The organism is Parachlamydia sp., from assembly GCF_050255895.1.
Taxonomy (GTDB): Bacteria; Chlamydiota; Chlamydiia; order Chlamydiales; family Parachlamydiaceae; genus Parachlamydia; species Parachlamydia acanthamoebae.
The window spans coordinates 1-17,177 of sequence record NZ_JBFWIR010000002.1 but is presented as its reverse complement, the minus strand read 5'-3'; the positions used below and the strand labels follow the sequence as shown (position 1 = coordinate 17,177).

General features: G+C 38.8%; 15 protein-coding genes. 2 read left to right on the top strand and 13 right to left on the bottom strand.

Annotated features, from left to right (window positions below):
- The first annotated feature begins 83 nt into the window (after positions 1–83).
- Entirely contained in the window at positions 84–1,190 is a 1,107-nt protein-coding gene (locus AB7E63_RS00490; protein WP_006342056.1) for a hypothetical protein, read from the top strand.
- A gap of 755 nt (positions 1,191–1,945) precedes the next feature.
- Here AB7E63_RS00490 and AB7E63_RS00485 read toward each other — a convergent pair.
- The 13 genes from AB7E63_RS00485 to AB7E63_RS00425 form a co-directional block, all read right to left on the bottom strand.
- Positions 1,946–2,269 carry a hypothetical protein gene (locus AB7E63_RS00485; RefSeq protein ID WP_013925369.1) on the bottom strand — a complete coding sequence of 108 codons (324 nt, stop codon included), beginning with the start codon at positions 2,267–2,269 and terminating at the stop codon, positions 1,946–1,948.
- Between the two features lie 564 nt (positions 2,270–2,833).
- Positions 2,834–3,289, bottom strand: a complete 456-nt coding sequence (locus tag AB7E63_RS00480; protein ID WP_241209012.1) for a hypothetical protein — start codon at positions 3,287–3,289, stop codon at positions 2,834–2,836.
- A gap of 13 nt (positions 3,290–3,302) precedes the next feature.
- Positions 3,303–4,019, bottom strand: a complete 717-nt coding sequence (locus tag AB7E63_RS00475) for a hypothetical protein (RefSeq protein WP_006342062.1) — start codon at positions 4,017–4,019, stop codon at positions 3,303–3,305.
- A 125-nt stretch (positions 4,020–4,144) separates the two neighbouring features.
- Positions 4,145–4,597, bottom strand: a complete 453-nt coding sequence (locus tag AB7E63_RS00470) for a hypothetical protein (RefSeq protein ID WP_186003481.1) — start codon at positions 4,595–4,597, stop codon at positions 4,145–4,147.
- A gap of 13 nt (positions 4,598–4,610) precedes the next feature.
- The gene (locus AB7E63_RS00465) at positions 4,611–5,333 is read right to left on the bottom strand and encodes a hypothetical protein (protein WP_006342065.1); all 723 of its coding nucleotides are present in this window, start codon (positions 5,331–5,333) and stop codon (positions 4,611–4,613) included.
- Positions 5,334–5,507: 174 nt separating this feature from the next.
- Positions 5,508–6,830 carry an acyl-CoA thioester hydrolase/BAAT C-terminal domain-containing protein gene (locus AB7E63_RS00460; protein ID WP_006342066.1) on the bottom strand — a complete coding sequence of 441 codons (1,323 nt, stop codon included), beginning with the start codon at positions 6,828–6,830 and terminating at the stop codon, positions 5,508–5,510.
- Between the two features lie 557 nt (positions 6,831–7,387).
- Positions 7,388–7,963, bottom strand: coding sequence for an AAA family ATPase (locus AB7E63_RS00455; RefSeq protein WP_006342068.1), 576 nt, complete (start codon positions 7,961–7,963; stop codon positions 7,388–7,390).
- Between the two features lie 80 nt (positions 7,964–8,043).
- Positions 8,044–8,376 (bottom strand): hypothetical protein, encoded by a 333-nt coding sequence (locus AB7E63_RS00450; protein ID WP_013925378.1) that lies wholly within the window; start codon positions 8,374–8,376, stop codon positions 8,044–8,046.
- Positions 8,377–8,448: 72 nt separating this feature from the next.
- A complete protein-coding gene (locus tag AB7E63_RS00445) occupies positions 8,449–9,999 on the bottom strand; it encodes a GMC oxidoreductase (protein ID WP_006342070.1) in 1,551 nt (516 codons plus the stop codon).
- Between the two features lie 37 nt (positions 10,000–10,036).
- The gene (locus tag AB7E63_RS00440; RefSeq protein ID WP_006342071.1) at positions 10,037–12,739 is read right to left on the bottom strand and encodes an MGH1-like glycoside hydrolase domain-containing protein; all 2,703 of its coding nucleotides are present in this window, start codon (positions 12,737–12,739) and stop codon (positions 10,037–10,039) included.
- Position 12,740: 1 nt separating this feature from the next.
- A complete protein-coding gene (locus AB7E63_RS00435) occupies positions 12,741–13,508 on the bottom strand; it encodes an SDR family NAD(P)-dependent oxidoreductase (protein WP_006342072.1) in 768 nt (255 codons plus the stop codon).
- A complete protein-coding gene (locus AB7E63_RS00430; protein ID WP_006342073.1) occupies positions 13,508–14,704 on the bottom strand; it encodes an MFS transporter in 1,197 nt (398 codons plus the stop codon). The genes AB7E63_RS00435 and AB7E63_RS00430 overlap by 1 nt, the downstream gene beginning before the upstream one ends.
- Complete coding sequence (locus AB7E63_RS00425; RefSeq protein WP_006342074.1) at positions 14,704–15,783, bottom strand: SMP-30/gluconolactonase/LRE family protein; 1,080 nt, start codon at positions 15,781–15,783, stop codon at positions 14,704–14,706. The genes AB7E63_RS00430 and AB7E63_RS00425 overlap by 1 nt, the downstream gene beginning before the upstream one ends.
- 238 nt (positions 15,784–16,021) lie before the next feature.
- Between AB7E63_RS00425 and AB7E63_RS00420 the strand changes: the two genes are divergently transcribed.
- Positions 16,022–17,074 carry a hypothetical protein gene (locus tag AB7E63_RS00420; protein ID WP_428418403.1) on the top strand — a complete coding sequence of 351 codons (1,053 nt, stop codon included), beginning with the start codon at positions 16,022–16,024 and terminating at the stop codon, positions 17,072–17,074.
- Positions 17,075–17,177: the final 103 nt, after the last annotated feature.

Below are 17,177 nucleotides of genomic sequence, written 5' to 3'. Positions count from 1 at the left end.
AATATTGTCATTTTCTAAATCTTTTTCTATGCTGTCCCTAAATCGTTCGCCAATATTTTTATTTAAAAACAAAGAGGCTTAATATGATTCAAAATGATTCTTCCGATAATACCCTTCCCAATTGGTTAGCTATCCCTGAATTTGTGGCTAAAACAACGACTGAAGAAAAAACGATCCGTGCCTGTCATCAATCTTTAGCCTTACTAAGTTTATATGGACTCTTTGCAGTATCGACTAGAGAATCCGGTTTTTTAGCTTATGCTTCCTATGCTTCAATGGCGTACAATATTCAAAAAATTGCAGCGGTTGTGCTAGGCTATTTGGTTTACCCAGCAGCCTTAACATCTTTCCCTTTTTGTGGTCGCAAGTCCATTAAAGAAGAAGGTGCTGAGCAAATCGCAAACCTTCGAAATGAGAGTTATGTCGTTAAAGAATTTTTTATCAAAAAATCTGGAATTGCGTATTCCGCGATTCTTGTTACGGATCAAACCCGCATTAAAAATGGGAAATGGGTGATTTGTGCTCTAGGAAATGGCATGGATATGGAAACCCATGTCTATCGATTTGCAAAGGAACATTTTGCATATGATTGCAATACATTGTTGATAAACGGTCCTTCTGTCGTTTCAAGCAAAGGCTGGCCAACCCCTTATCAGATGGGCGCTGGATTTGAAGCTGGAATACAATTTTTGGAACAGACAATAAAAGCAACTCATATCATCATGAAAGGCTTATCTCTTGGCGGAGCTATGATGGCTAAAGCCATTGAACAGCATGATTTTAACAAGGGGCAAAAAGACGGCATTCAGTATTTATCGATTACAGATCGTTCATTCAGTGATTTGGCCAAAACTGCAGGAGCTATTATAAGCCAGTTTTCAAGCCCCTTCATGGGATGGATAGTTGAACGAATTTTCTATCTTGCTAATTTGAATATTAACGCGATAAACGCGGCCCAAAAGCTCAGTCAGCTCGACATCACGCATATCATTATTCAGCATGTTTCACCTGAAGCCAAAGGGGGAGATCATATTATCCCCGACAAAGTTTCCCTTGCCGTAGCTTTGCACGAAAATCCCACACTCGAGCACAAAATATTTTTAGAGTCGAGATCGATTCTTCAGAATAAAGCACTTCCAAATGGTATTCAGAACCTATTAAATGTTCAAATAGAAAAATTTTTAAATTAAAACAAGATTAGAATTTCATAGAAAAATTGACCTCTCTTTTGAATTTTCTCTTCTCTAGTGTAAAAAATCCGGCCCCTATAGAATTTATGGGGGCTTGTCTAGTGGATTGCATTAAATTTGATGAAAACCCTTAGACTAGAGATTCAAAAAGAAACAACCTATGATCAAACAATAACTATTGCTTCCAACCACATAATTGAAAGCATTTTAAAAGAGAATGAAAAGATCTTGCTCTTTCATATTGGCAAAATAGAAAACACTCCTCCAGAACTCGATTGCACAAGAGGAAATGCATTGGGCAATTATTTCTTAAAGAATTAACACAATTTAGTGAGTAATTTTCTTAAATTGCAGGCTTCAATAAAAGCCTGCATAATAGAGTGATCAAAAATGAAAATTCATCATTTATAAATGCTCATAATTAGCTACAGTGTAAAATTAATCGTCTTTATGTCACCTGCATTTATGGTATTGAAGGGCTCGTTCACAATTATTCCCCGTTTATCGGTTTCTACTGTGACTATTAGTGGAGTTAATACGGGGTTAATCGGTGATGCGCCGCTTACTCCAACAATAATAATTCTCCAAACCCCAGCAGGTAAAGGCGATACTTGGAACCAAACCACACCATCGCTAGTATTAGGAAGTACTGTGACGCTGTAGCCCTGAGAATTTCCATCTGGGTCTATTTGCGCAAAAGATACAGTGAAAGTGTCATTTTCCAGAAAAATCCCCTCCAAAAAGAAATGAGGTCGTTATATTATCTTCGAGAGTTTCTGGAGGACATACTGGACATTCTGGGCAAACGGGACAGTCTGAGCCGTTGGGCATACTGGGCACTCTGGACAGGTAGGCTTAACAACTTTCATTTTTGTATGATTATTATTATCTTTTCCGATGTAATAACCACCAACGCCTGTCGCTGCTAAAAGAGCAGCATTGAATAGACATTTTTTTACTTTATCCATAGGACGTTCGTAAGAAACATCACAAGTTTCTTCATTTGTCATTTCCTTATAAATTTCTGTATTTGTTTCGTCGTCAAACGCTTCATCAGCTTGAATTCTGATTGGATTCATCAAAAAAAAGCTGGCTGTCATAAAACTTAAAAAACAATTCAAAAAAAATCTCAGAAGAATTTACTGCCTTTTAAAAAGATCTTTATTTCACGCCCTTTTACATATATTTTTTATTTGGTTTTGTCTTGTCGAAAGACATCAGGAAGTGGATATTTGCGATTTTCATCGTATATTCATTTTGCAAAATGATCTCATGCAAAAACTTAATCAAAAATCTCGACTTACTACATCGCTTCTTCTGGGATCTGCAGATGAATAAAAAATGTGAATCAAATGAACTAGATGACCATTTTTAAATTTTAACTTTGCCCTTGCCAAAATAGTTCCTCTTCCAGAAATTCAAGAAGAAAACAATCTTCTCTCATTGCTCTCGCCTAGCAAAGTAAACTTATCTCATCACATTGGAATTATCTATACTGAGAGAAAAAAACTCCTATCTCCTACAAATTAAATAGTTATGAAAACAATCCTTCCCTTTTTATGAAAAAACTATTTTCAGCTGATTGATAAAAAGTTAATCTAGAAAATATGTAAGTTTCTTACAGAAACCTACATATTTAAAGCTTAGAAGAGGTAGGGAACCGGAAAACCTGTCAATGAAGATTGTCCTGCTCTAATAGTAATCGCATTAAACGTATAACTATCTGAATTTACTGATACTGAGTAATCTAATACTGAAAAGCCTATTGTAGTATTAAATGGAGTCGCAACAATTTCAAAATCACCGCCTGGAAAAGTTCCACTTTGTGAAAGCGTAACGGTGTTTCCTGCAGTTACCACTTGTGTTGTAATGCTTCCATCAGTGGCGTACAATGAAACTGAAGTATCAGGCCCTGAAACAAGAGTCGCCTGCACAGTCACAGTTCCTGTAAATGTTAACGTTGTAGTAGGGCATGTGGGACATGTGGGACAAGTTGGGCATGTTGGACAGGGACAAGTTAATGAAAACATTTCACATGGATATAAACCTAGCAAACAAACAAGGAGCAAACCTTGGAGAAGCGAAATAAAATTTCTCATCTAAAGCTCCAAACTATGAAGAAATTGTAAAGTTAATTGTCATGATATCGCCTGGGGTAATTCCACCAAATGTCTCTTGTGCGATAATACCAGAATTAGCTGTTGACACGGTGACAAATATCGAAGGCAGCACAGGCTGAGATGCGCCATCCACTCCTGTGATGATAAGCCTCCAAATCCCTGGCGTAAGAGGGGGACCTTGTATTCTCTGAGCCAATTTTGTTTGACTCGGCGATACAGTAATGCTATCGTTACGATAACTTCCATCAGGAGATACAAACGCAAAAGCGATGGTAAGTGAACTAGTCGTTATAAAATCTCCACTAACGGTAACCGTTACAGTCACCGTATCATCAACGCTGGTAGAAGGACAGCCACATGTTGCACAAGTCGGACATACACAATCAGGTGGACATGGAGAACATTCTGGACAAACAGGGCAATCTGGCTTAATCACCTTTTTTTTTGTATGGCTATTATCTTCCCCTAAATAATACCCCCCGACTCCCGTAGCAGCGACTAAAAGGGCTGCACTTAATAGATAATTTCCTAGATTCGACTTAGGAGGTTGTCTTAGTGGGTCAACATCTTCTTGATATACCGTTTCTTCAACATTCTCCGTCTTTTCCTCGTCACCATCCACTTCTTCCGCATGTATTTTCATGGGATTAGCCAGAAAAAAACAGGCTGTCATAAAACTTAAAAAAATATTGAATAATGGTTTCATCATATCATCTCACTGTAATAAACAGTCTTTAGTTCAAGTTCATCTTGTTTGTAAACTTTTTTTACACACGCAATATTCATATTCACTCACAACTTAGCAACCCCGTAAAAATTTACTCGATTTCTTCTTTAAAAATGGTAAGGAACGTTAAAACGTGTGATCGCTGATTCACCAGCGACTGCAGAAATACTGGCAAACGTGTATACGGGACCGTTCATAGATACATTGTAAGTCAGTTCCGCAAAACCAGTTGATGCATTTATAGGTGTTGCAATAATTTCAGCCGATCCAGCTGGAAAGGACCCACTAAGAGAGAGCGTGATTGTATTTCCTGCAGACAATGTTTGTGTTGTAATGCTTCCATCTGTTGCAACCAATGATACTGTAACATCAGGTCCCGTGTGGAGAGTCACTTGAACATCTATAGGTCCATCGTAAAACACAAGAGGAGGACATGTGGGACATGTCGGGCATGTTGGACATGTTGGGCACGGACAAGGTGCTGAAAAAATTGCAAATGGATACAAGCTTAGTAAACAAACAGCAAATAAACCTTTGAGAATTGAAACAAAATTTTTCATCTAAAGCTCCAATCTAAGGAATTGTAAAGTTAAGGGTTAGCACGTCGCCTGGATTTACCGTATTAAACGTCTGGCTAGCGATCAGCCCAGAAGAAGTAAAGACATCGACAACTAACACTGGTGTAGAAATAGGCGATGCCCCATTGACTCCCATCACAACAATTTTCCAAACTCCAGGAGATAAGGGTGGGCCTTGCTCCAATGATACGCTTGTCGTTACGTTAGGAACCACCGTAATGCTATCGTTACGATAATTTCCATCGGGAGAAACTAATGCGTAAGAGATGGTCATTGTATTCGTGCCAACAGTATCGCCGTGAAAAGTAAACACAGCATTCACATTGCTATTAACAGTATCTGTTGGACAAGCCGGACAAGTGGAACAAGTTGGACATTCACCACAGTTAGTCGGACATGTTGGACAATCCGGGCAAACTGGACATTGAGGTCTGATCTTTTTTGTTTTCGGATCGTTACCCGCATAATAGCCACCCACTCCAGCAGCGACAGCAGCAATAATCGCGGCACCGAATAGGTATTTTTTAATGTTTGATTTGGGATAATAAGGAACATCACAAACTTCTGTAGAAATTTCACTGGCTTCCGTGCAAGATGTCTCTTCATAAATTTCTGTATTTATTTCACCACAGACTTCATCAGCCTGAATTCTGATAGGAGCGATCAGAAAAGAGCAAGCGGTTGTCAAACTTAAAAAAACGTTAAAAAAATATTTCATAAATATCATCTCACTTTTAAAAACATCGTGTACCTGATAACCATTTACCGTGTAAATATTTTTTTACTATTTTGAAAAATTCTCTTCTTTGAATAAAATTTAAAAGTTCTTAAAAACATGTCCTAAAATGGGCGAGCACAAAAAAAGATCGCTTATTTCAAGAACCATATTTTTCTATTTACAAAGTTGAATTTGAAAAAAATGCAAAAGCTTAAGCCATGAATCACGACTTGCTAAATCATTTTCACATGGAAATCCGCCCATTGAAAACCATAATTTTCCATGTGGATGATAGTAAACCGTTTCGGCAGGAAGATAAGGAACGTGGATCAAATGACCTGCTAATGGATAATCCAAATGTATACGTGTAATTTGGGATTGTTTTGCCTTTAGACGATCCATGATTTTGCTCGCAAACAGTGTAGAAGGCCACATCTGATCATCTCCTCCAGAAATAAGCAACAAAGAAGCTTGTAATTTTTCCACAGGAATTTCCGCAGCAGCGTAATCCTCAGGAAATTCTTGCATCCCTTGTAAATAACTTGTAGATATTGTGAGAGGATCTTCTGGATTCTGTCCTTTTCCATAACTGAGATCGCACATGGGAACAGGTGCATCGGGAATTAACGGCTCTCCCCGATATTGCCATGCCGGTACACGCTCGCTACTTAATCCTCCAAATACCACATAACTAGGAAGTGCAGCCACGATTGCCTGCACTTTTTCAGGAAATAAACAACCAATCAAAAGAGCAAGTTCCGCCCCCCTGGAGATGCCATAAATTCCCACACGATTTCCTAAAATATCATCTCTTTGAGATAACCATTCAAAAGCTCTTTCAAAATATTCTAAAGGGATGTTTTCAAGATTATCTGGCAATCCTTCGAGACCAAAATACCCCAAAGCAAGGACAGCAAAACCATTAGAGGCTATTAACCTAGCTCGGTTTTCACTTAGTCCCCCATTGGACCCACCTAATACGATAATGACAGGCAAAGGTGCTTGTGAGAAAGGAAGAAATAAAGAGCCTACTAAACCGTCTTCTTTAACCTCTATTTTTACCATCTCGAAAGATTGCCTCAGTCGTTGAACATTTTTGATATCCACGGTTTCCCCTTGAACGAACAATTTTAATTCAACTTCAAAATCTCCCTTTTTTTTAAAGGAAGCGAAAGGATTTAAAGTGGGTTTCATGGTCCAAAACAACCCCATTCCATCAGCCTCTTCATAAGCTCCTTCAATAGGATTTTGTGCATTCACGTATATAATACCGGTTTCATCAGCCTCAAATGAAGCCCAAGAATTCCATTTTTCGCCTACATCATCCACGATTTCCGCTTTTATGGTTGCGTGTTGAAAAGGATCTAACTCATGCACTTCAATAGATAAAGGAACATCCATTAATGCACATGTAGGCGAAACTTCAAGTCTAGGCTTTGCAATGGCAAATTGAGAAAATAAAAAAATAAAAAAAATAGAAAGATATTTGGAGAACATGAGACTAACCTCAAAAAATTTCAGGAATATAGCAAAAATATGCATAAAGAATCGATGACTTATCAAAGACTTTGCACTGAATATTATGACCTTAATAAACCTTCACCCCGTCAGAAATGTTGGCCTACTATCTTGATTACGCCGTAAAAGCTGGTGGTCCCCTTTAGGGCCCATGTGTGGAACAGGACACTATCTCATCCCACTTTTAGAAGAGGCCAATTTTGAAAGCTTTTCAATCCATGGTTCTTATGCATGCATTTTTATTTCCACCGGTTTATTTTGCCTTTTAACGACAAAAAAAGAGACGATCCACGCTCTTTTACTTATCAAAAAAAATAATTACACAAACGATTAATCCTATTCGAGAGCAATAGAAAGAAAATTGGATAAAATCGTGATTAACACACTCTCTAAATTTAATCCTTCTTCAGGTATTGAAATACCACTTTGCCGCTATGAGTTATGGGAAAAAAATGAGATCTCAAGGTTTTGCAATGACAAAAAAGTGGCAAGTAGCATCAGTATTTTATATGAGAGTTGCCAGTCTAAAGTCAACCTTAGCTACAAAGAAATTTTAAAGCCCTCGCTTCTTGTTCATCTAATGACAGGGATCCATCAATCATTAGGTCACATTCTTTTTCTTCCGGTGCTAATAGAAAAAGAGGTCGAGACTTCAATAAATAACCTTCTAACTCATTCAAAACTCTCTGTAAATTATCTTGAGATCGATAATCTCTCAAAAGGCGTCTAGCAAGGGCGATATCAGGAGGGGTATCTAAGCAAATCAAGAAGTCAATATGCTGCCCTGTTGCGTGGTGACAATATCCAAGAGGGGCATCAAATAAAATGTAAGGAGTTGGAATGAGCTCTTTTTTTGTGGCAGGACAAACAATTGTTTGCCCCCGTTTGAGAACTTTTAATGTCGCGGCCAAATCATCATAAATCCAATCGTCATAATTGTGGCTTGTTTCAAACCAATGCACGTAATCCTCGGGTCCTTGGGATATTTCATCGAAGTCATCCCAAAATAAGGCGGTCGCATTTAACGTTTTTGCAAGTCGTTTTGTCAAAGTTGACTTCCCCGCTCCAGATATGCCACTAATGCCAATAACAAAGGAGGGGTTTTCATTCATAAAAATGGAATTCGTTTAGGGTAATGAAAGGGTGAACAAGCCCACCCCAGAATTTATCTCTCTATAATGTGGAATGACGACTAGGAATGTGAATGCCCTATAGGTTCGTCCGAAAAACCTCTCAGGAATCTTCTTTTACTTACAGCGACACATTTTTCAAAAACATTTTTATCCTTAGCGGAACTTACGCATTGAAGAAGATTGTGAAAGTCTCGAAACTGCAAAGATTCAAATGAGGCATACACTTTTTTTTCAAAGAAACCGGGTTTGAAAGTCAAATTCGCTTTTAAAAAAGAATTCGCGTATAAACGATATTTGATTCTTTGCCAGGTTAAAGCTTCCTTGCAGCTCATCGAATAAAATTCTTCATTCCCATCTTCAAAATGTAGTGTTATATGGACATGGCAACTCATGGTCTATCCTCCACATATTCTAAAAGCAGTTAGGATAAATAGGGAATTCAATTAAAGCAAGAGTCTCGCGCTTTATTTCCATCGCTCCAATAGATGATCCCCGACCCTTAGCGCATTTGCAATGGTTGTAAGAGAGGGATTCACAGCTCCGATGCTTGGGAAAAAGCTGGTATCCACCACATATAAATTATCAAGCTCATGTGCCTTGCAGTTTACATCGAGAACGGAATTTTTAGGATCTTTTCCAAAACGACAAGTTCCCGCTTGGTGTGCGACACCTGCAATAGGGATGTCTGTTTTTAGATAAAGATTGCGAGGAACTAAATAGTCTGGGTGCATTCCAAGATGATTAAGCATGGATTTAAGTTTTTCATAAAGCTTGAGCTTGGGTATCTGATTATTCGGAGTGTAGCTAAGCCTTACATGCCCTTGTTTATCTATTGTTATCCGATTATTAGGTGTCGGCAAATCTTCAGTTGTCAACCAAAAGTCCACAGCATGCCGCGCTAAATCGTTGAGAAGGATAAGCGGCAATATAGCTGTTTCGATGGGTTTCTCGCCTCTATACATCGGACCTTGTGACTTGCCTACCATTTGAATGCTTCCCATGGGAAAGTTAAACCCTTCCATGCCAAAATAAAAGTCGTTAAGAGCCAATGTTTTTTGGAAATAGGTAAGATTTGGCTCTCTTGAGATCGCTAAAACGGCCTGACTATTATGAAACATGTAATTGCGTCCCACTTGATCAGATCCGTTTGCTAATCCATTTGGATGTTTGTCATTTGCGGATGAAAGCAATAGCTTAGCGGAATTCGCGGCTCCACATGACACGACAATGAGATTACCTTTAAAGCTCTCTTTTAACCCGTTTATCTCCACAACAACTTCATTAACGGTTTTCCCTGATGCATCTGTATTTAATTTGATGACTTTAGCATTTGTTAAAAGAGTGACATTTGGGTAGGCAATCGCAGGGCGCACGCCCACCATTTCTGCATCTGCTTTCGCTTGAACAAGGCAAGGGAAACCGTCGCATGTTTGACACCGGATGCAACGACTATAAGGAGGATTTTTTTCATCGAGCATGATTGCACAGGGTGCTGGAAAAGGATGATAGCCCGCATTTTTAAGATTATCGTAGAGCTGCTGGATGCGTGGTTCATGCGAAACAGGTGAATAAGGAAATGGCGTACTTGCTGGAGGTTCTGTCGGATCAATCCCTCGCTCACCATGTACATAGTACATCTTTTCGGCTTTTCCATAATAAGGTTCTAATTCCTCATAACTAATGGGCCATGCCGGAGATATTCCATCATAATGTTGGAGTTCACCGAAATCTTCTTTTCGTAATCTGTAAAGAGCTGCGCCATACATTTTTGTCGCACCTCCTACAAAATAATGCACTTGTGGTTGAAAAGTTTTTCCTTGATCGTCATGCCAGGTATCGGGTGAAACATAGCGATTTTTGACAAAAACGTCTTCAGCTTGCCAATTTTCAATTTCTCTTTTAAGCCAATCTCCACGCTCTAAAATCAATATCCGCTTCCCTGATTGAGCCAGATGACAAGCCAAGGTTCCCCCTCCAGCCCCACTTCCAATGATGATCACGTCATATGCATCCATAAAAACTCTCTTAATCTTTTTTTGCCATCATTCTTGCCTAAAGACTCCAAATCTTTTCTTCTGAAAGTTTGTCTGGAGAGATCCCTTGGGCAACAAATTTTCCATATTGATGGATAAGTTTAGCCACTAAGCTCGTCCACCCCGTTTGATTGCTAGCCCCCAACCCTTTGCCTGAATCCCCATGAAAGTATTCATGAAACAAAATGTAATCTTTCCAGTGCGGATCGGTTTGAAATTTTTCAATATTGCCATAAACGGGTCGACGCCCATTTTGATCTTCTAGAAAAATATCAATAAGCCTCTTAGAAATATCCAAAGAGACCTCCCAAAGGTTTCGCATTTGCCCTGATCCCGTGGGACATTCAATTTTTAAATGGTCATCGTAGTAATAATGAAATTTTTGTAAGGATTCAATCAGCAGAAAATTGAGGGGAAACCATACAGGGCCTCGCCAGTTAGAATTTCCTCCGAAGATAGGTGTGGTAGATTCTGCAGGTTCATAGTCGAGTTTGAATGCTTTCCCATTTAAAAATACGGTAAAAGGTTGATCTTTTAATCGTTTCGAAACAGATCTAATTCCATTCGGACTTAAAAACTGCTCTTCATCTAAAACTTTTTCCAAAACGCGAGTCAGCTTAATTTGATTGGTAAAAGCAAGTAAAATGCGCTCGTGTTGCCCTCTTTTGCGCAAATCCGCGATGTTGTGAAGGCGTTCTGCCTGATTTTCCACAAACCAAACGAAACGGCGTCGGTAATTTGGGAATTTGCTTGGAACATCCGCATTATTGGTTGCCACCACAAATAAGGGAATAATGCCAGTCATGTTATCTTGAGACATGTTCACTTTTTCACCGTCCGCTTTTATCATCAGCCCATAATAAAAGCCATTTTCAGTATCCCACAAACCATCTACTTCTCCTGTCACATTGTTGATTGCATCCGCGATGCAAACAAAGTGCTCAAAAAATTTGGTGGCGATATCTTCATAAACAGGATCTTCATCCGCAAGCTCTAGAGCAATTTGAAGACAGTTTAAACAATACATCCCCATCCAACCTGTGGCATCAGGTTGTTCCAAATATCCTCCATCAGGACATGTAAGCGAACGATCAAAAGCCCCAATGTTATCTAATCCTAAAAATCCCCCTTCAAAAATATTGCGGCCGGCTGTGTCTTTGCGATTAACCCACCAACCAAAATTCAATAATAGCTTATGAAAGATCCGCTCTAGGAAATTCCTATCTTTTCTTCCGTACATCGTACTTTCAATCTGATAGACACGCATAGCTGCCCATGCTTGTACAGGAGGGTTAACATCGGAAAATTTCCATTCATAGGCGGGTATTTGCCCATCTGGAGCCATGTACCACTCACGTGTTAACAAAAGCAATTGCTCTTTTGCAAACTCTGGATCAATCATGGCTAAAGATATGGTATGAAAGCCTAAATCCCATGCAGCAAACCAAGGGTATTCCCATTTGTCAGGCATCGAAAAAATATCATAGGCATCTAGATAAGGCCAGTGATAATTTCTCCCTTTTAAACGCTCTTGAGGAGGTTTAGGTTGCGAGGGATCTCCCTCTAACCATTTTTTTACATTGTAGTGGTAACATTGTTTATTCCACAGCAACCCTGCAAAGGCCTGCCTTTCTACATTCCGCATATCCTTTGACAAAGGATAAGGGGTCACGCTTAAATAAAAGGCGTCTGCCTCAACTTTTCTTTGTGCGAATATTTGATCAAATTCTGCCGCAAAAGGATTTGCCAAGTTGTCTCGATTAGTTAGGCGTAATTTGATGACTTTGGTTTCTCCAGCCGTGACATCCAAACGATAACTGATCGTGGCTTTCGTTCCTTTTTCACCATTGATGCTGTTTTGCGATCCGTGAATCAGGAATTCATTCACTCCATCTTTTGTGTAGGATGATTTATTGGGGATTTGAAACAATTTTTCTTGGTTAGTTTCATTTTCTGTAAAATAAACAGCATCGGGACTATCACAATATAGCCAATAGTCTCCTAAACCAATATGAGAGGCTTTTAGAACATGTTTTTCTTTTGTAAGCGAGATGACCGGCTTCGCGTTATTCGTATCCCATGACCATGTATTCCGAAACCATAGTGTGGGGAGTAAATACAAGACCGCAGATTCTGGCCCTCGATTGGCAACAGTAAATTGAATTAAGAGATCTTCGGATGAAACTTTTGCATATTCCGTAAAGACGTCGAAATAACGATTATCATCGAAGATGCCCGTATCTAAAAGCTCATATTCCGGTTGTTCTCGTGTTCTTTGCTTATTTACAGAAACTAATTCATCGTAAGGAAAAGCCTTTTGTGGATATTTATAAAGATGCTTCATGTAAGCGTGGCTGGGGAGGTTGTCTAAATAAAAATAATATTCTTTTACATCCTCTCCATGATTCCCCTCTGGACCTGAGACTCCAAATAAACGCTCTTTCAAAATGGAATCTTGTCCATTCCATAGAGCCAAGGCAAAACAGAGCTGCTGTTTTTCATCCGAAATACCCGCTAATCCATCTTCTCCCCAACGATAAGCACGCGAGCGAGCTTGATCATGCGGCAAGTATTCCCACGCAGTTCCTTGAGGGCTATAATCTTCTCGCACAGTTCCCCATTGACGCTCACTTAAATAGGGGCCCCATTTCCTCCATGAGGCTTGATTGAGCCGAATGTCTGACAGACGTTTACCTTCTTCTGTGGATTCAATATTCTCCATTTTACAATCCAGGACTTTGATGCATCAAACCACCATCCACAAATACGGTAGAGGCAGTCATATAGCTAGCCCCTTCTCCAGCAATAAAAGCGACGACTCTGGCAATCTCTTCTGGTTGAGCCATTCTACCTAAAGGAATTGTCGTATCCAGTTCTTTCATTAATGTGGCATTTTCCATCGTGGCGCGATTAATAGGAGTTGCAACTGCTCCAGGGCCAATTCCCGTCACTAAAATGTCATATTTGGCAAGCTCAAGAGCTGAGGTTCGAGTTAGCATCCGCATGCCGCCTTTCGACAGGCAATAAGAAATATTGTTAGGCATGGGCCAATCTTCATGTACAGAAGTGATATTGATAATCCGCCCGCCCTTACCTTGCTTAATCATTTGTTTGGCTGCAATTTGGGTCCCAAAGAAAGCGCTTTTCAAATTGATCGCTAAAACTCTTTCATACTGAGCTTCGGTTGTATCCAGGATAGAGGTTCTCGTTTCGATGCCTGCATTGTTCACCAAAATGTCTAAATGTCCAAATTGTTTAACAGCTGCGTCCACTAATGCTTGCCAATCAGACACTTTGCTTACATCTGCATCAACACCAATCACTTGATCGCCCAAGGCTTTTACCTTCTTTTCTAATTCTTCCGTCGCTTGAGGATTCACGACATAATCGATGACGATATTAGCCCCACGCTTAGCTAGCTCTAGAACAATGCCCGCCCCTATGCCTGTGTTCCCTCCTGTAACAATGGCTACCTTTCCTTTCAAATCCATTATATCTCCTTTGATAAATGATTGTTCTTTGGAGTTTCTGTGACAAAAAATGAAATAATCCCAAGAATAAAGGCGACTACCGCCCCGACTAAATACACGTCTCTTAAGCTCATATGCGTGCTATCTTCAAGTAATCCAACTCCAAAGGCTGCGATTCCATATCCCAATAAATAAAATGAAATCACCATGCCTGGCACGGAGGAAGCAAATGCTTTCAGCTGTTGATTTCCAAAACTAATAATAAGAGGAAGAAGGACCGAACATCCAAAACCGGTTAATCCAAATGCAGCCACAGCCCAGTATTCAGCATTTGGCGGAAGTGAGGCTATCACGATAAATGCAAGTGTCGAAATGAAGGGAAAAGTTTGGAAAATAAGCTCTTCTCGAAAATATTTTCTGACGATTGCAAAAAATACCCTTCCAAAAGTCACCATTCCCCAAAAAGCCGTTAAAGCAATGGACTGCAATTCAAGCGAAGCATGGAGATGTGTTTTCATAAAAATAGAAAGCCAATTTCCGTTTAATGTTTCCACAATTCCATACAACAAAGCAAAAGACGCAAAGATCCAAAAACGAATGGGGATGGGAACGGTGAGCGATTGATTTGTTGAAAAGTTAAATTTTCCTCCTGGCAAGTTTAAAGCCTGGCTGAAAATAAATCCTGTGGCTAGCAGGATAGCCAATAAAAGCGGTAATCCCCACCAAAACCCCATAGAAACAAAAAACGCATTAAAAATGGGTGCTAAAGCTGTCCCAATTCCTAAAAGAGCATTTAACATGAGAAGGATGGAATCGACTTGGGTAGGATATAGTAAAGCAGCCATCGCATTAATGGTGGGGACAACCAGTCCAAAGCCGAGCCCTAGACAACCTGTCGCACAGAGTAAGATGACATAGCTTAAAATAGAGGAGTGCATGGTAAAGGCACTTATAGCAAGCAGTATCATGGATAAGAGATTGGCTACAAGTCCACACAAAAAAACCGACTTTGATCCAAATTTTCGACAAAAAACAGGATTTAACGCGGACGCAATGATCGACAATATAGCTTGAGGAATAAATAGGCTTCCATAGACAGTACTGGACAGGTGAAATTGATGTGGATCAGTTAATATAGTACTTACAGCAGGAAATGCGACCAATGCGATCCCCTGGACAAGACCAGCAAAATAAATGGCTATCGTTTCTTTACGCATTAGGAAGCCTTTGCTAGTTCAGGAACAGGTTTAGCTCCCTTCGTATTTAACTTAATGGCCCAAATAGAATCTGATGAACAAATAAACAAGACGTTATTATCTTTACCGCCAAAAGTTAAGTTCGCTGTTTCTTTTGGCATCCGAATTTTTCCAATCAACTCTCCCTTAGGATTGAATACCTGCACCCCATCCAAAGCTCCCACATAGATATTACCCTCGTGATCGAGACGCATTCCGTCAGGAAACCCAGGCGCTACCGTCGTAAAAAGCCGCTTATTTGTCACCTTGGAACCATCTTCTGTGACATCAAAAGAATAAATTGCGTGAGGATATTTTTCATAATAGGTGCGAGGAGCTTGAATTGCCCCGCTATCAATCACGTATAAAATTTTTTCATCTGGGGAAAAAGCAATTCCATTAGGCATCTTAAAGTCGGTAATGACAGCATCTAAATCCTTGGTTTTCGGATTGTAACGATAGACATTGTTCGGTAGATAACATTCTTGAGGAAATTGTAAGCACCCATATCCTGGATCCGTGAACCAAACTGTCCCGTCGGATTTGACGACTAAATCGTTAGGTGAATTAAGGGGCTTTCCATCGTAAAATCCCACTAATGTTTTGACTTCCCCAGTTAGTTCAGTTACAGAAACTCTTCTACCCGTCGTTTCTGCAGTCAATAATCTTCCTTCTGAGTCAATGGTTTGACCATCCGCAATATTGGAGGGATGTCTAAAAACCACGGGTTTACTCCATGATAAAAGGGTAATCTGATTATAGGGTAAAAGTCCGTGCCAACGCAGAATAAGAATATTATCATTAATTTGATCGGTGAAAAGTAAATACCCTTCTTCACTATTTTTAATAGAAAGATAAGCTGGTCCTTCCGTAAATCCAAAACCATCTGCCACATGAAAAAGTTGTGGTCTTACCCCTAAAATTTTTGCAAATTCTTCAGAATACACTTCAAAAGGAAGTTGCGGGGTTGCCGAAATAGGATAAGCAGGATTATTTTTTATCGAATCATTGCAAGAAGCTTGGGAAATGAGGAAAAGAAACAAACAAAGCCATTTAAACATAAGCCCCCTTCTGACTTCGAACCATTTACTCGTTTTTATGAAGAAATAAGTCTTTTAGAAGTAGAAAGTCAAATCATTTAAAATAAATTTCTCAAAAAAAATGAATACAATTCCTTCTTGTGGTTTTTTATTTAAAATCGTTAATAGAAATTGCAGATTTTAAAAATCTAAAAAACGATTGTTTTGAGTAAGCAATCTTGTTATAATGACATTATAACACTTAACAAAGTAATAGTTTATGACTTTACCTCTACAACCTAAAAATGAAACTATTATTACTAGTGCGAATAATTTACAAGACCCACTAAAAAATTATGGGGTCTATCCTAATAAAAAATTATCAAAATTTCTTCCCCATTTTGGAAAAAATCTCAGTCTTTCCACACTTTCTTCTGTAATTACTTCTTTTATTTCTCAAAATATCTTAGGATTAGTTAATAAAGTTAAAAGTGCAGCAAACAAAATTTTTAAAATAAAATTTGTAAGTAAAACTAAATTATTCACAAGTCATGAAAAAATAGATAAATCTCAAAATGCATGGCTTTTAAATCTTGCTCTCTTAAAAGCTGCTGCTGATTCTGGGGAATTGACAGAAGAACAAAAAAAACAAATTCAATTTCTAGCCTCTAATTACTTGAGCAAAACGGCACCTATTCACCTAAAAACAATGCGTACGTTTTTTAGAAAACTTGGCCCTCTATTTCAGGTCAGCGGGACAAAAATCAACCATGACTATTATCATCGGTTTTCTTTGCATAAATTAATCCATTTTGGGGAAAGTGCAAATCATAAACTAGCATATCGGTCCGATAGCCCTTTAATTTTAACCGATACAGTTGAATTTCAGCATTTACTCCCCTTAAAATTTTGTGTGATTGAAAAACAACACCCCGGTTCAGATTCAATTTTGACTGAATTAGCCCAACATTTTAGAACGGAAGGTAAAAAAGCTTTAAAATCGCCCCTTTCTCATCCCTTTCTTTTTGATCTAACATCGACATTAGGTCAAAATATTGAAACCGCAGGAAACAAACAAAAAGAAGCATTATTTAAAAAAGAATTTGGCGCTTTTAAATCCGAACTTAATACAGCAATCACACAAGCTGTCGATAGTTTAATCTTACAAAAACCTGAATTAACAAGACAAAGGTCTAAATTAATCAAATTTGTTAAAAAAAATTCGACTTGTATATGCCGGATTCAAACTGAAAATATTTCCGGTATAAAAGTTCTCCCCTTATTTTCTAAAATTAAAGGATCTCGCGTATTTAAGAGACTTTCTCTGAATTAAATAATACAGGCTATTCTTCTAACTACCAACCGAGTCATAGCAAGATAAAACATTGATAAACTGCTTGTTGCAATTAACTCATAATCCTTACTTAATCGACGAC